Genomic DNA, 15,917 nt, shown 5'->3' on the forward strand with positions numbered 1-15,917 from the left:
GAGCTGGTTTTTTAATGGGTTGTTTCGTCGGTCAAAAAATAGACTTTTAAATGTCATCTATTTGTGCCATAAACATCAAATGAACAGTAGGAGATCAATCGATGAAGTTTCGTTTTTTGATAGGTTTGATGGTGTTATGGAGTGTTGGGGTGCAGGCTAAATTTGTTCAGTCTGGTATGGAGCTGGTGGATACCATTCCCAGTGGAACCAGTTTGTCGACGCCTGATTTACGAAATGCTGTCACTGTATGGTGCAGTGAGTTTGATCAGGCAAAAAACGCTATTGATATTGCTCAGTTTTATGTGTCGGGTGAGCCTAATAGTAAAAATGGTCCTTTACAAAAAGTAATCCAGCATCTAAGAGCCGCGGGTGAGCGTGGCGTTAAAATCCGCTTTTTAATGGATCAACATGGTTTAGGAATCTCCGATAAAAAGACCATAGCGGAATTAAAAGCCATCCCCAATTTGACGTTTAAATTGATTGATTACAATAAAATTGGTGGTGGTATTATTCATGCGAAGTATTTTGTGATCGACGGTGGAAAGAGTGCTTATATGGGCAGTCAAAATTTCGACTGGCGTTCCTTAGAACAGATTCATGAAACAGGCTTGTTGGTAACCAATACGACCATCGCTCGTGAAATGCAGGCGATCTTTGAGGTGGACTGGATGAATCAGGCGCTGGTTCAGCAAGGCCAACCTCCTATCGTGCTCAATACCACGACTGTGCTAGCGGATGAATCGCAACCTGATTATCTGGTTGCTAGCCCAAATGCCTTTAACCCACCAGGAGTAGGGGATTCCCAGAGTGAGCTGCCACGTCTTTTAGCCAAAGCAAAACACGAAGTCAAAATCATGGTGATGACGTACGCCCCCTTGTCTTATTCGACTCATCGACCACGACCTTATTATCCGATCATTGATACCGCCATTCGCGCCGCCGCTCAACGAGGCGTGAAAATTGAGTTAATGGTATCGAGTTGGAATACGGGCAAACCGGATATTGATTATTTAAAAAGCCTACAGGTTTTACCAAACATTCAAGTTAAGATTGTGACCTTTCCTCAAGCCAAAGAAGGCTTTATTCCATATGCCCGCGTTTTGCATAGTAAGACAATGGAAATTGATCATAAAATCGCTTGGGTTGGGACCAGTAACTGGGAAGGTGGTTACATGGATAATTCACGTAATTTAGAAATGGTGATGCAAAACGATGCGATGGCCAATCGTATTGCTGAGTTGCATCAGCAGTTATGGAATAGTCAATACGCTAAGCCATTAGAGGTGGATAAGGATTACCCAACCCCCCATCCTGGCTCAGAAAAATAAATATTGTTAGCCAAAAGGGCCGCTTAAGCGGCTCTTTTACTGTTGAATGTTCCGTTACTATTAAAACGATTCGTTACTTGTACGGTCAGGTTTTAGTTTATTGGCTCTGATGTCTTGGTGACTTGAACCTTTAAATCGAGCAATTCCACAGGAGGGCCGAATTGCGTGTAGATGGCAACATCTGCGGCATCTCGTCCAAAGGCAACCGCCACACGGCCACCAAGCAAGTTCGCTTGAGTGGGATCAAATGTGTACCAACGATCTCCCACATAGGCTTCAAACCAAGCATGTAGATCCATGGGTTCTAATCCTTCCAGATAGCCCACGACCATGCGTGCCGGAATGGCGAGCGCACGACAGCAAGCAATGCCTAAATGGGCCATATCTCGACACACACCACGGCCAGCTTCATTGACCTGAGAGGCGCTGATATTCTGCTCCCCTTGGCCTGGTGTGTATTCGATGGCACGGCGAATGTAATCCACAATAGCGCAGCATTGGTCGTATCCTGGTGCTAACCCTACTACGATGGATGACGCCATCTCGGTAAAGTGATCGGAATCACAGTAACGACTTGGGTGTAAAAACGGCAGTGTGTCGTTTGGTAGTTTTTGTATGTCTACAAAAGGTGCACCTGGCGCTGAATCGGAAGCATCGGCGGTTTCGATTTCCACGGACGTGCGAATGGTGAAGTGGCCTGCCGGCGCAACTAAGCGTTGGCATAGATTGCCAAATGAATCGGTAAATTCTACCGCTGGCACACTGGGTGACAAAACATACTCTTCACGGGCAATCCATTGTTGCATGCCACTACGAGGACGCAGCATAAGCAAAAAGGGGGTAGGGGTTTCAATATAAAACTCAAGAGTACTGGAGGCTTGTAACCACATAATCATGTCCCACCGATGATTGTCTGTTTTTCACACTAACATCTCTTTGCACTAAGCGCTGTTTAATTTTGTGTTTTCTTTGCGGTAGCCGTTAAATTCCTATTTCTGGTTAAGAATGCGGATTTTTTTGCTGTTCATTAAAGGATTGCCACTGCTGGCTTGTAGTCCAATCAGTGTCCGTTTAGACTTCAACTTTGTATCCCAATACGGCATTTTTTGTCATTGTTTTAGGAGAGTTTTCTTGGCAATTGGTCGCTTTAAGATATCTCTACAGGCGTTAACTAAGGCCGGGGGCGTTGGACAACTGTCTTACGGTATTCGTGTGTCTATCGCTTTGTGTGGGGCCATGGCGTTAAGCTGGGGGCTGGATTATATCTCTTTAGTGATTCCGCTGTTTCTTGGAATCATTGCCAGCGCGTTAGCGGAAACGGAAGACAATTGGCTGGGGCGAATCCGCGCATTATCCATTACCTTATTGTTATTTATTATTGTCTCGTTTGGCGTGCGATTATTGATGCCGCATCCGTGGGCATTTGGTATTAGTCTTTCTGTGGTCGCGTTTTGCTTGTCAATGGGAGGCGCCTTAGGTCGACGTTATGGTGTGATCTCTCAAGCGACATTGATCCTCTCTGTTTACACCATGATAGGTTTAAATCAAGCTACCCATGAAGTCCCTATTTGGCATGAGCCAGTGTTATTAACCTTGGGGGCCTTGTGGTACGGCGTGTTATCGGTTATTTGGGCAGCATTGTTTGTCCATGTGCCATTACGTCAAGCCTTGGCGACGCTTTATATTGAAGTGGGCCTGTATCTCAAAGTGAAATCTAGACTGTTTCCGATACTCAGTAGCGCTTCGATGGATGAATTACGACTGGATCTGGCTCGGCAGCATGGACAGGTTGTGATCGCCTTGAACCGAGTGCGAGAAATTTTAGTGAGTCGCATTGGTAATGAGCCAACCAGCCCTAGATTAGGCCGTTACATCCGTTTGTATTTTATTGCTCAGGCCATTCATGAACGAGCCAGTTCCTCTCACTACAATTATTCGGATTTAGCCGAAACCTTTTTCCACAGCGATATTTTGTTTCGCTTACAGCGTCTGTTGTCGGCTGCAGGGGCCAGCTGCCGACAAATTGGTGAAGCTATCCGCACCAGTCAGTCCATTGATCTTCATGATAGTGAAGAGGCCATTGCGGGCGTTCAACGCTCTATGGCCTATTTAGAGAGAGAAGCTTTACCAACACAATGGCGTCTCTTTCGCTCGTTGCGACAGCTGACCGATAACGTGACGGCATTGCAACAAGAGCTTGATAAAGCCCGACAGCTAGAGGACGTATCTTTAACGGACGCATCACAACAAATTCCTCAGCCACGCGTGACATTTCGGTCTATTTTAAGCCAAATTCTTGATCAGTTAACGCCAAAGTCTCAGGTATTTCGACATGCGGTAAGGATGTCGATTGCGTTGACCTGTGGGTACGCCATTATTCAAAACATGCATTTGGATGTAGGCTATTGGGTCATGCTGACGACTTTGTTTGTCTGTCAGCCAACGTTTGGCTCCACCCGCAAACGCTTATATGAGCGTATGGCTGGCACTGTGCTCGGTTTGGTGGCAGCGTGGTCTCTGATAACGCTCTTCCCAGTGGAGGTCATTCAGTTAATGATTGCCGTTGTGGCGGGCGTGGTGTTCTTCCTTTCGCGAAATAATCGTTACGTGCTGGCAACTGCCGCCATTACACTGATGGTAGTCTGTTGCTTTAATCAGGTTGCGGACGGTTATGCAGTCATTTGGCCGCGATTGTTCGATACCTTGATTGGTAGTGTGATTTCTTGGTTAGCGGTATTTTTTATTTTGCCCGATTGGTTCTATCGCCAATTACCGATGACCTTCGCAGAAGGGCTGCGGCGTAGTGCGGAATATCTACAGGAGCTGATGCGTTTCTATCGCGAAGAGAACATGAGTGAACAAGCTTATCGGCGTAGCCGCCGTCGCGCCTATAATGCAGACGCTTTGTTAACCTCCACGCTGGTGAGTATGCTACAAGAGCCTGGGCATTTCCGGCGTGATGCTGAGTTATGGCAACGTCTGGTGATCCGAAGTCACACCTTATTTAACTACATTGCGGCTTTTGGGGCCCATCGTGGTGCTTTGATTGAGCAGCCCAGTAATGAATTGCTGGTGTCGGCTGGCAACTATATTGTGGAAAGCTTGCATGAAGTGGCCCAGAGTCTTGAGCAAAAAAGTTTGGTATCCGATAGCTCAGCAGAATTTGAACGTCTGAAAAAATTATTGGACGACTGTCCCACAGAGGATGATGAGCGTCATTACTTTGTTCTGTCCCAATTACAGTCTTTACTAGGGGAGCTCAGACAAATTCGTCTGTTAACTCACGAACTGCAGGTTCAAGTACATGGTCGTAACATTAAGGGCGTGGAATCGGCAAACTAGGGCGAGTATTTATGCTTCTCCTAGCAGGCGGTAGGGAGCTATTAAACTCCAGAAGAAATACATTAGATTAAGTCATCTTGATGTTGTTTGACTAATTCAATCAGAAAATCCGCTACGGCACGAATGCGCTTGGATTGTGTTAAATCGCTTTGAATAACCAAGTAGATTTCTTGATTCACCTCGGGAGTCTCGGCGAGACAAACCAGTCCTGCTGGTCGTGCAACAAGGTGCGGTAAGACTGATAAGCCCACATTGGCCAGACACGCACTGACTTGAGTGGCCACGGAGGTTGTTGTCAGAACGGGGGCTTTTCCTGCCAAGCGTTGGGTTATCCATTGTGCGGCGGGTAACTGTTCATAGTGCTCTCCCCATTGAATAAATTTCTCATGATGGTCACTGGATTCTGCCTGATACTGGTGACTGGCATAGAGACCATAGCCGAGTGTTCCAATTCGTTGAAAGCTGACATTGCCATTGGTTGGACGTACCATACGCAGGGCAAGGTCGGCATCACGACGATGTAAGTTGACAGTATGAATGTCGGTAACTATGTCGATATGTAAGTGGGGGTGAGCCTGCTGAAAGAGGCCTAATGCGGGTAACACCAGTTGGGTCGCGAGGTTTTCAGCGGTGGCCACTTTGACTCTGCCTATCAATTGCGCTGTTTTTTCCGCTCTTTGAGTAAGTGTAAACGCAGCATTTTCCATTTCTTCTGCACTGCTGAGTAAATGCTTACCTTCATCCGTCAGTTGATAGCCGGTTTGAAAACGTAAGAAGAGCGGGGTGTCTAGGCTGTGCTCAAGGCGCTCTATTTTTCTTGATAGCGTTGCAATCCCGATATCGAGCGATTTAGCCGCCGCCGTTAAGGTACCAAAGCGTGCTAATGCCAAAAAGGCTTTGGTATCGTCCCACATTAATTCACGCATTACAGACTCCTTGTGTTTTTCAATTATGAAAAACTGCTTTTCTTTTATTGGTAAATATTTCGATCATGAAAAATGTCATAGTAGCAACCATTGTGTTTGGTGTCGCGGACCAATCATGAAACTGAGCACGAAACATGGGTATGAAATGGGAGCCGAAAATGAGTAAAGATCGTTATCAATTAGGATTGAAAAAATTGGCCGAAATAGATGGTGAACAGGGTCAAAAAGTGGTGGATGCACTACAGCCTATTGCTCCAGAATTCGCAACGTTAATGATCGAGTTTGGTTTTGGAGACATCTATAGCCGCCCTGGCTTGGATTTAAAGTCACGTGAAATGGCGACGGTGGCCGCTTTAACCGCACTGGGCAATGCCGCCCCGCAACTGAAAGTTCATCTCCATGCCGCCCTGAATGTGGGATGTTCGCCAAAAGAAATTGTTGAAGTCTTAATGCAAATGGCCCTCTATGCTGGGTTTCCTGCGGCGCTAAACGGGCTGTTTGCAGCCAAAGAAGTGTTTGCTGAGCGAGGGATTGCGTTGGCAGAAGCGCCGACTCCCTAAGAAAATAATGTCTATAACGCATCTGTAACCCTCGTTTATAAAGGGTTACATAAAAGGGTCGTCTATTTGATTAGATGGCCCTTTTTGCGTTTGAAAGCTTTTGCGGTGATGTTTACGGAGTTCGCTACATTTTTATCTGGATAAAAAATATTACCCTGCTATTATATTTTTATCTGGGTAAAAATATAAGTAACGCGAGTGAGAGCGGATAATGAGTGCACAATATTTAGCCATCTACGATAAAAAAATCCTTGCTAGAGGATCACTGGAAGAGGTTGTTCATCAGGTAAAGCAGTTGGGTGACAATATCGAGCCCATGGTCTTTGAGGAAGAGAGTTGCCGACGAGTGGATTTTAGCTGGTATGGTGATGCAACGACGGTGCTCAACAACCTATTGTCAGATAAAGAACAGACGGGAAAGCGTGGCCGTCCCAAGTTGGGGGTTAAAGCCAAAGAGGTGACCTTGTTACCCCGTCACTGGGAATGGCTATCGGCGCAAAAAGGCGGTGCATCAGCGGCGCTAAGAAGGTTAGTGGATGAGGCACAAAGAAAGGCTTCCATTGAAGATAGAGTGGCCATTAAGCAACAGCAGTTAGATAAATTTATGCTAGCCTGTTTAGCGGACGAACCGGGTTTCGAAGAAGCAAGTCGTGCCTTATACCGCAATAGTAAAATAAGCTTTGAAACAGCGATTGACTCATGGCCTGATGACATTAAAGCTTTTCTAATGGAGAAGTTTCTGCATCTCTCTGAGTTACATAATGGAAAGGATTTCTCATGACGGACTCTCATAAAACGAATTATTTTTTACATTCCCCTCTGCCTATCGTGTTTCTAAAAACGGCAGCCCCTATTATTTTGATCATGTTGGTGAATGGGTCTTTTTCGTTAGTGGATGCCTATTTTCTGGGGGTGTTTGTTGGGGCAGACGCATTAACAGCCGTCACCTCTATGTTTCCAGCGTTTATATTGATCGTTGCCTTATCAACGCTTGTATCGAATGGCTTTGCCAGTTTGATGGCGCGGCAATTAGGGGCAGGAGAGTATTCTCGTGTGGTGGAAGTTTTCTCCCAAGCCATTAGTTTGTCGTTAGTGGTGTCTGGGGTGTTGATCGGGCTTTTTTTGATAGGAGGGCACGCATTAACGGCAGCGGTCAGCCATAGTTCAAGCCAAATTGCCGACATGGGTTATCGCTACATTGCCATTTTAGTGTTCTGCTCACCGCTGGTGTTTATTTTAGCCATTAATAGCAATAGCTTACGGTGTGAAGGCCAAGTGTTGTTTATGTCGGTGGTATCTCTTGCTTCGGTATTGTTCAATGGTCTATTTAACTATTGGCTGATTGTTGGCATGCATTGGGGAGTTGCAGGATCGGCATGGGGAACGGTCTTGGCGCAGGCAGTGTCTTTAGTGATGGTTTTTTTGTACCGAAAATACCACCGCAATGAGATTAAGCTTCAGGTTATTCTGCTTTCTAGATCTCGCCAGCACTGGTTGACGTTTTTGGCGTTAGGGGCACCTTCTAGCTTAAATTATATCGGTCTGGCGCTCACATCGGGTGCTATTTTATACAATTTGCAAACGTGGGACGCAGCGAATTACGCAACGACCGTGGGGGCTTATGGCATTATCACCCGTTTAATGACATTTATTTTTCTGCCTTTACTGGGGCTGAGTATGGCATTTCAAGCCATCGTCGGGAATAACGTCGGGGCCAATCAATTAGCCCGAGTCAATACCAGTATCAAAATCGCTCTGGCTGCCGCCTTTGTCTATTGCTTGTTTTTTCAGGTCATTACGTTTGTTTTTAGACGTGATTTAGGGGCGTTATTTGTCAGTGATCAGGCGGTCATTAATGGCGTAGTGCGGATTTTACCTTTTTCGACGTTGGCACTGTTTTTAGTGGGGCCACAGATGATGATCAGCATGTTTTTTCAGGCCATTGGTGACGCAAGAAGAGCAGGGATTTTGGGGATTATGAAAACCTATGCGTTTTCTCTGCCGTTAATTTTTATTTTGCCATTGTTCTTTTCAGAATGGGGAATTTGGTATGCGGCTCCCATTACGGAAGGGTTGGCATTGCTGTTAACCATCTTGGTATTGAGTCAGCGTAGCCGTGCCCACAATGCTCCATATGGTTTGTTTTACCCAGAAAATACCACCGACAGACTGCTTGTGACCAAGCAGCCTGAAAATGGATGATTTTAGCCGGTTGTTGTCTTATTGATGCTCAATGCCATGGCCTCGGCGATTTTAATGCCATCAATGGCCGCCGACATGATGCCGCCAGCGTAGCCTGCGCCTTCACCAGCAGGGTACAGGCCTTTTATATTGATGCTTTCTAAGGTATCAGGGTCGCGTTTGATATTAATCGGCGCAGAGGTGCGTGTTTCTACCCCTGTGAGCAGGGCATCATCTAGGGCAAAACCACGAATCTTCTTGTTGAAAGCGGGAATTGCCTCACGAATTGCTTCGATACAAAAGTCAGGTAGGGCGTCAGCAAGGTTCGTGAGCTTGATACCTGGCTTAAAAGAAGGAGTGACTGAGCCGAGTTTTTTTGGCGTTTCATTTCTTAAAAATGCCCCGACGGTTTGCGCTGGTGCGTCGTAATTACTGCCGCCAAGTTCGTAAGCAAGGCTTTCTAATTTGCGCTGGAATTCAATGCCCGCAAGCGGTCCACCAGGGTAATCCGAAGGATCAATGCCGACGACAATGGCACTGTTGGCGTTACGTTCATTACGAGAATACTGACTCATGCCATTAGTGACCACGCGATTTTCTTCCGATGTGGCGGCAACGACGGTTCCACCAGGGCACATGCAGAAACTGTAAACGGAACGACCATTTTTACAGTGATGAACCAATTTGTAATCGGCCGCTCCAAGGATCTCATTACCTGCATTCGGACCAAAGCGGGCTTTATCGATGGTTGATTGCTCATGCTCAATACGAAAGCCCACAGAGAACGGCTTGGCCTCGATGTAAACGCCCTTATTGTGGAGCATTTCAAAGGTATCACGCGCACTGTGACCAATGGCGATGGCTATATGTTTGGAGTGCAGTTGTTCGCCATTTGCTAGAGTGACGCCTGTCATTCGACCGTTTTCAATGTGTAAATCCTCCACCCGGGAACTGAAGCGAATTTCACCGCCTAGCTCCAAAATCTGAGCGCGCATTTTTTCCACCATAGCGACCAATTTAAATGTGCCAATGTGTGGTTTACTGACGTAAAGAATTTCGTCTGGTGCCCCTGCGGCCACAAACTCGTTAAGGACTTTACGGCTGTATTGTTTCGGGTCTTTGACTTGGCTATAGAGTTTGCCGTCGGAGAAGGTTCCCGCGCCCCCTTCACCAAACTGGACGTTGGATTCAGTATTCAAAATCTTCTTACGCCAGAAACCAAAAGTGTCTTTCGTGCGTTCTCGTACTTCTTTGCCTCGTTCTAGAACGATTGGCTTGTAGCCCATTTGTGCTAACACTAGGGCGGCTAACAAGCCACAAGGACCAAAACCGATAATGATAGGGCGTTCGGTGAGAGTTGCGGGGGCTTGTGCGACGGGGTGATACTCTAAATCAGGTGTCTCTTTGACTTGCTGATGGTCAGCAAATTTGCTTAATAGTGCCTCGTTACAACTGGTTTCCACATCTAGGGTATAAATCAGCAAGATGCGTGTTTTTTTCCGAGCGTCGTAACCACGACGGAAAATATTAAAGCGGATGAGTTGTTCTGCACCGATATTGAGGGTCGATAAAATCGCGTTTTCCAGTGCCGCTTCGTTGTGGTCCAGCGGTAATTGGATATTCGAAAGTCGTATCATAAGAGGTATCAAGGTCTAAAGAGTGAACGAAAGTAAATAGCGCGGATGATACGATATTTCGGAAGAAAAAGCTGGTAAAACTTGTGTCATTTATCACTGATAGAATGAGACCAGTAGACTTGTCAGTCATATTTTAGCGGTTACACTCTTAACTCTTAGTTTGTGGTATATGGTGAGATGAAAAAAACGGATAAAAAAATTGAGAAGACCCTAAGAGAAGCGTTAACCGCCGTTTGTGATGAAGCATTGGGCACGATTAAGGGTTTTGTATGGCTAACGCACTTGGTTAACTTCGATGTGTTCCCCCAATCGTTAAAAATCGTTTGTGTATTTGAAACCGACGATGAACTAAAGCAAGCTTTAGACGCGCAACAAAATGTCTTCTTTTACGATCACATTCAAGCAAAGTTAAGCGCTGTGAATATTAAGATAAAAAACATTCACTCCCATGTATTTTTTGATAGTGAAGAAACGTGTCAGCGTTTGCACGATGGCAAATGGGAAGAGCGCTTTAAGCGGCTGTCTACGCTGCATTAAAGTAACTAGGTTTTGAGACAAAGGTCACTATGACGGATTCGACTGATAATAAACTCACCATCACGCCGTTAGCAGATTCGCTGGGAGCTCTCATTGAGGGCGTTAACTTGGCTGAGTTGAACGACACGGTTTTTGACCCGCTTTATCAGGCTTTTTTACGCTACAAAGTCATATTCTTTCGTGATCAAAAACTGTCGCCGGAAGCGCATTTAGCCCTCGGTAAACGCTTTGGTGAGTTAGAGCCTGCCCATCCTTTTTTCCCTCATTTAGCGGAGTTTGATCAAGTTGTCGTTATCGAAACCTCTCGCGGAAACCCACCAGGCGAGAGTTTTTGGCACACGGACATGACTTGGCAGAAAATCCCTCCTAAATGCTCTATCTTGCATGCTCAACACGTTCCGCCCAAAGGGGGCGATACCATTTGGTGCAATATGGAGGCGGTGTTTGCCTGCTTAGCAAAAGATGAACAAAACAGGCTTCGTTCCATGGCGGCCATTCATGGGTTACATGCCTTTGCAGGCAGCCGCTACGACGACATAGACGAGGCGGGTAACAGCCGAGTGGCGCAAAAATCTCAAGCTTACCCACCGATTGTTCGTCCGATGGTGACTTGTCATTCAGAAACCCAAGAAGAGGTTCTGTTTATTAATGAGCAGTTCACTCGCTCAATTGCTGATTTGAGCCATGCAGAAAGCCAAACCTTGTTAGAGCGGCTTTTTGCCATCGCGCGCCAGCCTGAGTTTCATGTCCGTTTCCAGTGGCAAGCGGGTTCAGTGGCTATTTGGGATAATAGAGTCACTCAGCATTTTGCCGTGACAGATTATGACGATCAACCAAGAAGGCTGCATCGTGTGACGGTGCAAGGGGATTGTGATTATCCCCCAACCGTTTATTAACGTCGCTTTTAAAACACTTTCCACTCGAACTAAAATGAGGTTGGGGGTATATTGTGACGCATATGTTCACATTGTGTGAGCATTTTTTATGAAACAGTCCATTTCACGATGGCTTTGTAGGATGAACCATGGGAGTTAAGCAATGCAGACTTTAAAACTTCGTTCTTTTGTTGTTTCCACCGCGTTAGTCATAGGTAGCTGTATGGTGCTGCCTAGTTGGGCAGATGAAACCAGTAGCGATACTAAAGCGCTAAATGCGCAAATAGCTGAATCCCCCATGCCAAATGAAGCAAGCTATGACACCAAAGATTTAAATGAACAGTTGGTGATGGCGAACTTGTGGGTACAAGCATCAGGCGAATATAAAGCATTGGCTTACCAAGCGTTTAACCTCGCAAAAATGCAGTTAGATAACTACCTTGCCCATCATAAAGGTAAGAAAAGAGTCGCCGTCATCGTGGATGCCGATGAAACCATTTTAGACAACAGTGCTTACGAGTCTTGGTTAATTGGTAAAAATCAAAGCTACTCAAGTAAAACTTGGGGGCAATGGATGAATGCTGCAGAAGCTAAAGCCATTCCTGGTTCAGTTGCCTTTTTACAATACGCGGCGAAAAAAGGGGTTGGTGTCTTTTACATTACCAACCGCAAAGAAAGCAGTCGTAATGCTACCATGAAAAATTTGCGTGAATTAGGCTTCCCACAAGTAACCAACTCGCATGTATTGCTTCGCTCTGACACCAGTAATAAAGAGCCGCGTCGTCTAGAAGTTGAAAAACACTACGATGTTGCTTTGTTGATGGGGGATAACCTAAATGACTTCTCCAAAGACTTTAAAACCAAAACGCTAGAGCAAACCTATGCGGCGGTAAAGAAGGATAAGAATTTATTTGGCACCAAATTTATTATGCTTCCTAACCCAACCTATGGTGATTGGGAAGGCAAGGTTTACAACAATGACTGGGGCGCTTCTGCAGCTGAGAAAGACAAAATGCGCAAAGCGCATTTGCATGCTTGGCACCCTAAAGGTGAATAAGGCTTTGTTTAACCTCTAAGGCGTTTTTAAATGCCACAGAGTTAAATAACGAAAAACGGCTTAATGGCTTCTTAATGTGAGGTAGTTAAGTCGTTTTTTTATGCAGATGGCTTATACCAGATAAATGGTAAAGCGAGTGTGCAAAAACAAATAATGAAAAAGAGGTAAAGTGTAAAGGTATCCCCATTAATAGGCTATTTACGATAATCTTAATAAATTAATTTATTGACGTGTTGAGGAGTAATGAGTGACCGTAAAAACGATGATGTTGACGGGTGGGCTTGTCTTAGCCATGTTGCTGGGAATCAGTCAGGCTAATGCGGCCCCCACACAGCCAAAAGATGGCTTTACGCGTCGTGAAGCGACATTCTTTACCACTATTCAGGTCAATAATAGCGAATCTTTACCCCTAGTCGATAGAATTACCCGTTTAAGCTCCATCTTGCTTGGCGCTCCATATGCTGATGGGGCGTTGGGCGAAGGCAGCGAGGGGTTATTCGATCAAGATCCGCTTTATCGCTTCGATGAATTTGACTGTACTACCTATGTGGAAACGGTTTTAGCGGGGGCGTTATCCAATAGTCCGAGTGACTTTTTAACCAACCTAGACCATATACGCTACAAAGATGGTGATGTAGCTTTTGTCAAAAGAAATCATTTTCCAAGTGCCGATTGGTTTCCCAATAATCGTAATATCCTGACTGACATCACCAAAAAAATAGCAGGAAAACAAACCAAAGAAGCCAGAGCCGTTATTGATAAAAAATCATGGTATCGACACATGACCATGGACAATTTGCAATTAACGTCTGCCAATGAGGCTCAAAAGCGATTATTCCTGCATGCCCTTCACCACGCAGGGGATGGGTTTAAACCACAAATTGCCAAAATAGACTACGTCCCCCTTACCGCTTTATTCGTCCCGGTTAAAAACAACTCAGGTCAGGTAGTCGGCAGTAAAGTTAACCTTGCCATACTGAAAAAAATTCCCACAGGAAGCATCATCAGCATGATTCGTCCTAACTGGAATTTGAAAAAAGTGATTGGCACCAACATGAATGTCTCCCATCAAGCCATTTTGGTGCGTAAAGAAGGAAAACTCTATCTACGTCATGCCAGTGAAATTAAAGGCAAAGTAGTGGATCAAAACTTTGTACAGTATTTATTCCACTATCGACATAGCGCCACATTAAAGGGGTTTAACGTAGCGGTACTAAAATCGGATTTTTGAGTTGAGCTGAAAAGTTAGTAATAGCATCATCAGCCTAGATAACAAAAAGTGATAAATATTATTTATGAAAGCCATTTTCCTAGGTCTAGGGAAGTGGCTTTTTTCCATTTTTAGCTTTGTTTATATTTTTATAAAACGTTTATCATTCAGGTGTTTATACGGAGATTGGAAGGCTTTGAAATTGTCTGAACGCGTTTGCGGACTATTAATTTTTTAGGTTTCTTAATATGAATTTATATATCACAATTTTAGGAACCATCTTATTTTTGATTTTTTTTGCATTATCATTGCCCATTATTGTACTTCAAGCTGTAGCAATTGGTAACGAAAGGCAGTCTGAAAAATCAAAAGGGTTTGAATTATCCAAAGTTGGCCTAAAAATAGTATTATTTTTTTATAATGCTACTATATTATCCCCGTTATGGTGTTTGCCTATTGTTTGGTGCCTACAGTTAAATGGTTTTTCACAGCTATAATACTTCTGGTTTGGGGCTCCTTTGGTCGTTCATTTGGTTAGTTTATTTCTCCCAATGAGCTGGTTTATGAGAAAAATCTGACAAGGGCTTTAAAAGGAACTAAAGCAGTTGATTTAGTTTAGCTTCGCTCCATTTTTTAGCCAATAATTTTAGTCTGTTTAAGCTAGGGTTAGCTGCAATGTAGTGCTTCATATCAAAATGGTGTGGATTAATATTTGAATTTAGGGGCTACTTGTCTTGATAAAAAAGCTTGTAGCTAACAGCTTCAAACATCTAAAGTTTTAAAGGTATTTAAATGATTGTATATGGTTCAGCCCCTTCACCGTTTGTACGTAAAGTTAGTGTTGTAATTGAACAACTCGGCCTGACAGAACTCATTGATTTCAAGAGCCCGAAGGCCCATCCCACTCAAATAAATCAGGACTACTATGATCTAGTCCCCCTTGGGAAAATACCTGCCTTAAAGCTCGATTCTGGACTGTTTATTCACGACTCACTAGTGATTTGTGATTACTTGAACGAATATGGCAAAGGAAGTTTAATTGCAAAAGGTCTATTACCGCGTACCGCTATGCTTACTAGACACAGTGTTGCTAGCGGTGCTACAGAAGCTGCAGTTTCGTTGAGATACGAATTAGCAGTTCGACCTCAAGCACTTCAATGGTCACAGTGGGTTGATGGGCTCTCGCATAAAATATTTACAGCAATAAAATGGTTCGAAAATAATATTCCTGAAAGTATCGATTTAATGCAACTTGATAGCATAGCCCTCGCTTGTTTTCTGGGCTATCTTGACTTTAGATTTGAAGAGCTAGGCTGGCGTCAAACTGCTCCACAACTTGCGATTTGGTTTGACGAGGTTGATAAATTAAGCGTCATGATCAATACATCCCCAAATGTTTAAATTGTTTTGTAGTGCAATCCAACTAGGAGTTTGAATTCAGATCGTATCTGAAAATTGCTTGTTTTTCACTGGTAGAAAGTGAAAAAGCGTTTTAGTATCAATGAATAAGAATTTACAGCTCGCTCTTTTTTAGGAAATAACGGGGTGTACTTTCCTAAAAAAGATGAAGTAACGTGCATGCTTGTTTTCCCCGTTTTAGCTTTCATTAATATTCTTATAAAACGCTTATTATTCAGATGTTTATAAGGAGATTGAAAGGCTTTTATATTGTCTAAACGTGCATGCGAACTATTAAAATATTAGGATGCAGGACACCAATACGTCATGACCCAATTGTTCAATATCCGCTCCATCACTCGCCAAGACTACGCTGACTGGCGGCCACTCTGGGATGGCTACAATGCGTTCTATGGCCGCAGTGGTTCGACGGCTCTTCCAGAACAGATCACAGAGGCAACATGGGAGCGCTTTTTCAACGCAAGCGAACCTGTTTATGCTTTTGTGGCGGAAGACGAAGGGCGCGTTGTGGGCATCGCTCACTACCTGTTCCATCGCAGTACTACACGCCTTAACGACGTGTGTTATTTACAAGATCTTTTTACGTTGGAGCAGTATCGCGGACGCGGCGTCGGCCGACTTCTCATCCAATCGGTTTATGCCGCAGCGAGTGCCGCGCAAAGTAGTCGCGTCTATTGGTCAACACAGACAACAAATGTGGCTGGGCGAGCGCTGTATGAAAAGATCGCAAAGGACGCAGGCTTCATGGTCTTTTCGCATGAACTTTGAGCACTGAGAACAGCGGTCTAATCCTTCCATTGAGCCGCTAATGTCAAACGTAACGTATAGGAATTTATGCAAGTCAT

General features: G+C 44.6%; 15 protein-coding genes. 12 read left to right on the forward strand and 3 right to left on the reverse strand.

All coding sequences use genetic code 11. The annotated features are described in order from the left end of the window. The first annotated feature begins 101 nt into the window (after window positions 1-101). Window positions 102-1,328 carry a phospholipase D-like domain-containing protein gene (locus AC0VYI_RS07630; RefSeq protein WP_475448414.1) on the forward strand — a complete coding sequence of 409 codons (1,227 nt, stop codon included), beginning with the start codon at window positions 102-104 and terminating at the stop codon, window positions 1,326-1,328. Window positions 1,329-1,420: 92 nt separating this feature from the next. Here the strand turns inward: AC0VYI_RS07630 and AC0VYI_RS07635 are convergent, their stop codons facing one another. Beyond that, window positions 1,421-2,218: a transglutaminase domain-containing protein gene (locus AC0VYI_RS07635; protein ID WP_199476179.1), complete on the reverse strand. Its 798-nt coding sequence runs from the start codon at window positions 2,216-2,218 to the stop codon at window positions 1,421-1,423. Window positions 2,219-2,459: 241 nt separating this feature from the next. Here AC0VYI_RS07635 and yccS point away from each other — a divergent pair, with 241 nt between their 5' ends. Next, window positions 2,460-4,670, forward strand: coding sequence for a YccS family putative transporter (gene yccS, locus AC0VYI_RS07640; protein ID WP_475448416.1), 2,211 nt, complete (start codon window positions 2,460-2,462; stop codon window positions 4,668-4,670). A 62-nt stretch (window positions 4,671-4,732) separates the two neighbouring features. On the opposite strand, the gene AC0VYI_RS07645 is transcribed toward yccS, so the two are convergent. After that, window positions 4,733-5,596, reverse strand: coding sequence for a LysR family transcriptional regulator (locus AC0VYI_RS07645; protein WP_475448418.1), 864 nt, complete (start codon window positions 5,594-5,596; stop codon window positions 4,733-4,735). Window positions 5,597-5,754: 158 nt separating this feature from the next. Between AC0VYI_RS07645 and AC0VYI_RS07650 the strand changes: the two genes are divergently transcribed. The 3 genes from AC0VYI_RS07650 to AC0VYI_RS07660 all read left to right on the forward strand — a co-directional run bounded on the left by AC0VYI_RS07650 (window position 5,755) and on the right by AC0VYI_RS07660 (window position 8,358). After that, entirely contained in the window at window positions 5,755-6,156 is a 402-nt protein-coding gene (locus AC0VYI_RS07650; protein WP_475448420.1) for a carboxymuconolactone decarboxylase family protein, read from the forward strand. Window positions 6,157-6,367: 211 nt separating this feature from the next. Continuing rightward, window positions 6,368-6,937, forward strand: a complete 570-nt coding sequence (locus tag AC0VYI_RS07655; RefSeq protein ID WP_475448422.1) for a DUF2239 family protein — start codon at window positions 6,368-6,370, stop codon at window positions 6,935-6,937. Beyond that, on the forward strand, window positions 6,934-8,358 hold the full coding sequence (locus tag AC0VYI_RS07660) for an MATE family efflux transporter (protein ID WP_475448424.1): 1,425 nt from the start codon (window positions 6,934-6,936) through the stop codon (window positions 8,356-8,358). The genes AC0VYI_RS07655 and AC0VYI_RS07660 overlap by 4 nt, the downstream gene beginning before the upstream one ends. Window positions 8,359-8,360: 2 nt before the next feature. Here the strand turns inward: AC0VYI_RS07660 and AC0VYI_RS07665 are convergent, their stop codons facing one another. After that, a complete protein-coding gene (locus AC0VYI_RS07665; protein ID WP_475448426.1) occupies window positions 8,361-9,974 on the reverse strand; it encodes an NAD(P)/FAD-dependent oxidoreductase in 1,614 nt (537 codons plus the stop codon). A 177-nt stretch (window positions 9,975-10,151) separates the two neighbouring features. On the opposite strand from AC0VYI_RS07665, the gene AC0VYI_RS07670 reads away from it, so the two are divergent. The 7 genes from AC0VYI_RS07670 to AC0VYI_RS07700 all read left to right on the forward strand — a co-directional run bounded on the left by AC0VYI_RS07670 (window position 10,152) and on the right by AC0VYI_RS07700 (window position 15,840). Next, complete coding sequence (locus AC0VYI_RS07670; protein ID WP_475448428.1) at window positions 10,152-10,511, forward strand: Fis family transcriptional regulator; 360 nt, start codon at window positions 10,152-10,154, stop codon at window positions 10,509-10,511. A gap of 29 nt (window positions 10,512-10,540) precedes the next feature. Then, entirely contained in the window at window positions 10,541-11,407 is an 867-nt protein-coding gene (locus AC0VYI_RS07675) for a TauD/TfdA dioxygenase family protein (protein ID WP_475448430.1), read from the forward strand. A gap of 142 nt (window positions 11,408-11,549) precedes the next feature. Continuing rightward, on the forward strand, window positions 11,550-12,443 hold the full coding sequence (locus tag AC0VYI_RS07680) for a 5'-nucleotidase, lipoprotein e(P4) family (protein ID WP_475448432.1): 894 nt from the start codon (window positions 11,550-11,552) through the stop codon (window positions 12,441-12,443). A 247-nt stretch (window positions 12,444-12,690) separates the two neighbouring features. Then, on the forward strand, window positions 12,691-13,674 hold the full coding sequence (locus tag AC0VYI_RS07685) for an N-acetylmuramoyl-L-alanine amidase-like domain-containing protein (protein ID WP_475448433.1): 984 nt from the start codon (window positions 12,691-12,693) through the stop codon (window positions 13,672-13,674). 227 nt (window positions 13,675-13,901) lie between these two features. Beyond that, a complete protein-coding gene (locus AC0VYI_RS07690) occupies window positions 13,902-14,150 on the forward strand; it encodes a hypothetical protein (protein WP_475448435.1) in 249 nt (82 codons plus the stop codon). Between the two features lie 295 nt (window positions 14,151-14,445). Further along, on the forward strand, window positions 14,446-15,054 hold the full coding sequence (locus tag AC0VYI_RS07695) for a glutathione S-transferase (RefSeq protein WP_475448437.1): 609 nt from the start codon (window positions 14,446-14,448) through the stop codon (window positions 15,052-15,054). A 324-nt stretch (window positions 15,055-15,378) separates the two neighbouring features. Further along, window positions 15,379-15,840 carry an N-acetyltransferase family protein gene (locus tag AC0VYI_RS07700; RefSeq protein ID WP_475431649.1) on the forward strand — a complete coding sequence of 154 codons (462 nt, stop codon included), beginning with the start codon at window positions 15,379-15,381 and terminating at the stop codon, window positions 15,838-15,840. Window positions 15,841-15,917 lie beyond the last annotated feature (77 nt).

The sequence above is a fragment of the Marinomonas sp. 63XJN7_9_ISO-PGPR-S23-217 genome, from assembly GCF_056173515.1.

What these genes read in the sequence shown, in the direction of transcription:
- AC0VYI_RS07660 (WP_475448424.1), top strand. Translation starts at nt 6,934, where the DNA reads ATGACGGACTCTCATAAAACGAATTATTTTTTACATTCCCCTCTGCCT.
- AC0VYI_RS07635 (WP_199476179.1), bottom strand. Translation starts at nt 2,218, where the DNA reads ATGTGGTTACAAGCCTCCAGTACTCTTGAGTTTTATATTGAAACCCCT.
- AC0VYI_RS07700 (WP_475431649.1), top strand. Translation starts at nt 15,379, where the DNA reads ATGACCCAATTGTTCAATATCCGCTCCATCACTCGCCAAGACTACGCT.
- AC0VYI_RS07665 (WP_475448426.1), bottom strand. Translation starts at nt 9,974, where the DNA reads ATGATACGACTTTCGAATATCCAATTACCGCTGGACCACAACGAAGCG.
- AC0VYI_RS07695 (WP_475448437.1), top strand. Translation starts at nt 14,446, where the DNA reads ATGATTGTATATGGTTCAGCCCCTTCACCGTTTGTACGTAAAGTTAGT.
- AC0VYI_RS07690 (WP_475448435.1), top strand. Translation starts at nt 13,902, where the DNA reads ATGAATTTATATATCACAATTTTAGGAACCATCTTATTTTTGATTTTT.
- AC0VYI_RS07675 (WP_475448430.1), top strand. Translation starts at nt 10,541, where the DNA reads ATGACGGATTCGACTGATAATAAACTCACCATCACGCCGTTAGCAGAT.
- AC0VYI_RS07630 (WP_475448414.1), top strand. Translation starts at nt 102, where the DNA reads ATGAAGTTTCGTTTTTTGATAGGTTTGATGGTGTTATGGAGTGTTGGG.
- AC0VYI_RS07650 (WP_475448420.1), top strand. Translation starts at nt 5,755, where the DNA reads ATGAGTAAAGATCGTTATCAATTAGGATTGAAAAAATTGGCCGAAATA.
- AC0VYI_RS07645 (WP_475448418.1), bottom strand. Translation starts at nt 5,596, where the DNA reads ATGCGTGAATTAATGTGGGACGATACCAAAGCCTTTTTGGCATTAGCA.
- AC0VYI_RS07670 (WP_475448428.1), top strand. Translation starts at nt 10,152, where the DNA reads ATGAAAAAAACGGATAAAAAAATTGAGAAGACCCTAAGAGAAGCGTTA.
- AC0VYI_RS07655 (WP_475448422.1), top strand. Translation starts at nt 6,368, where the DNA reads ATGAGTGCACAATATTTAGCCATCTACGATAAAAAAATCCTTGCTAGA.
- AC0VYI_RS07680 (WP_475448432.1), top strand. Translation starts at nt 11,550, where the DNA reads ATGCAGACTTTAAAACTTCGTTCTTTTGTTGTTTCCACCGCGTTAGTC.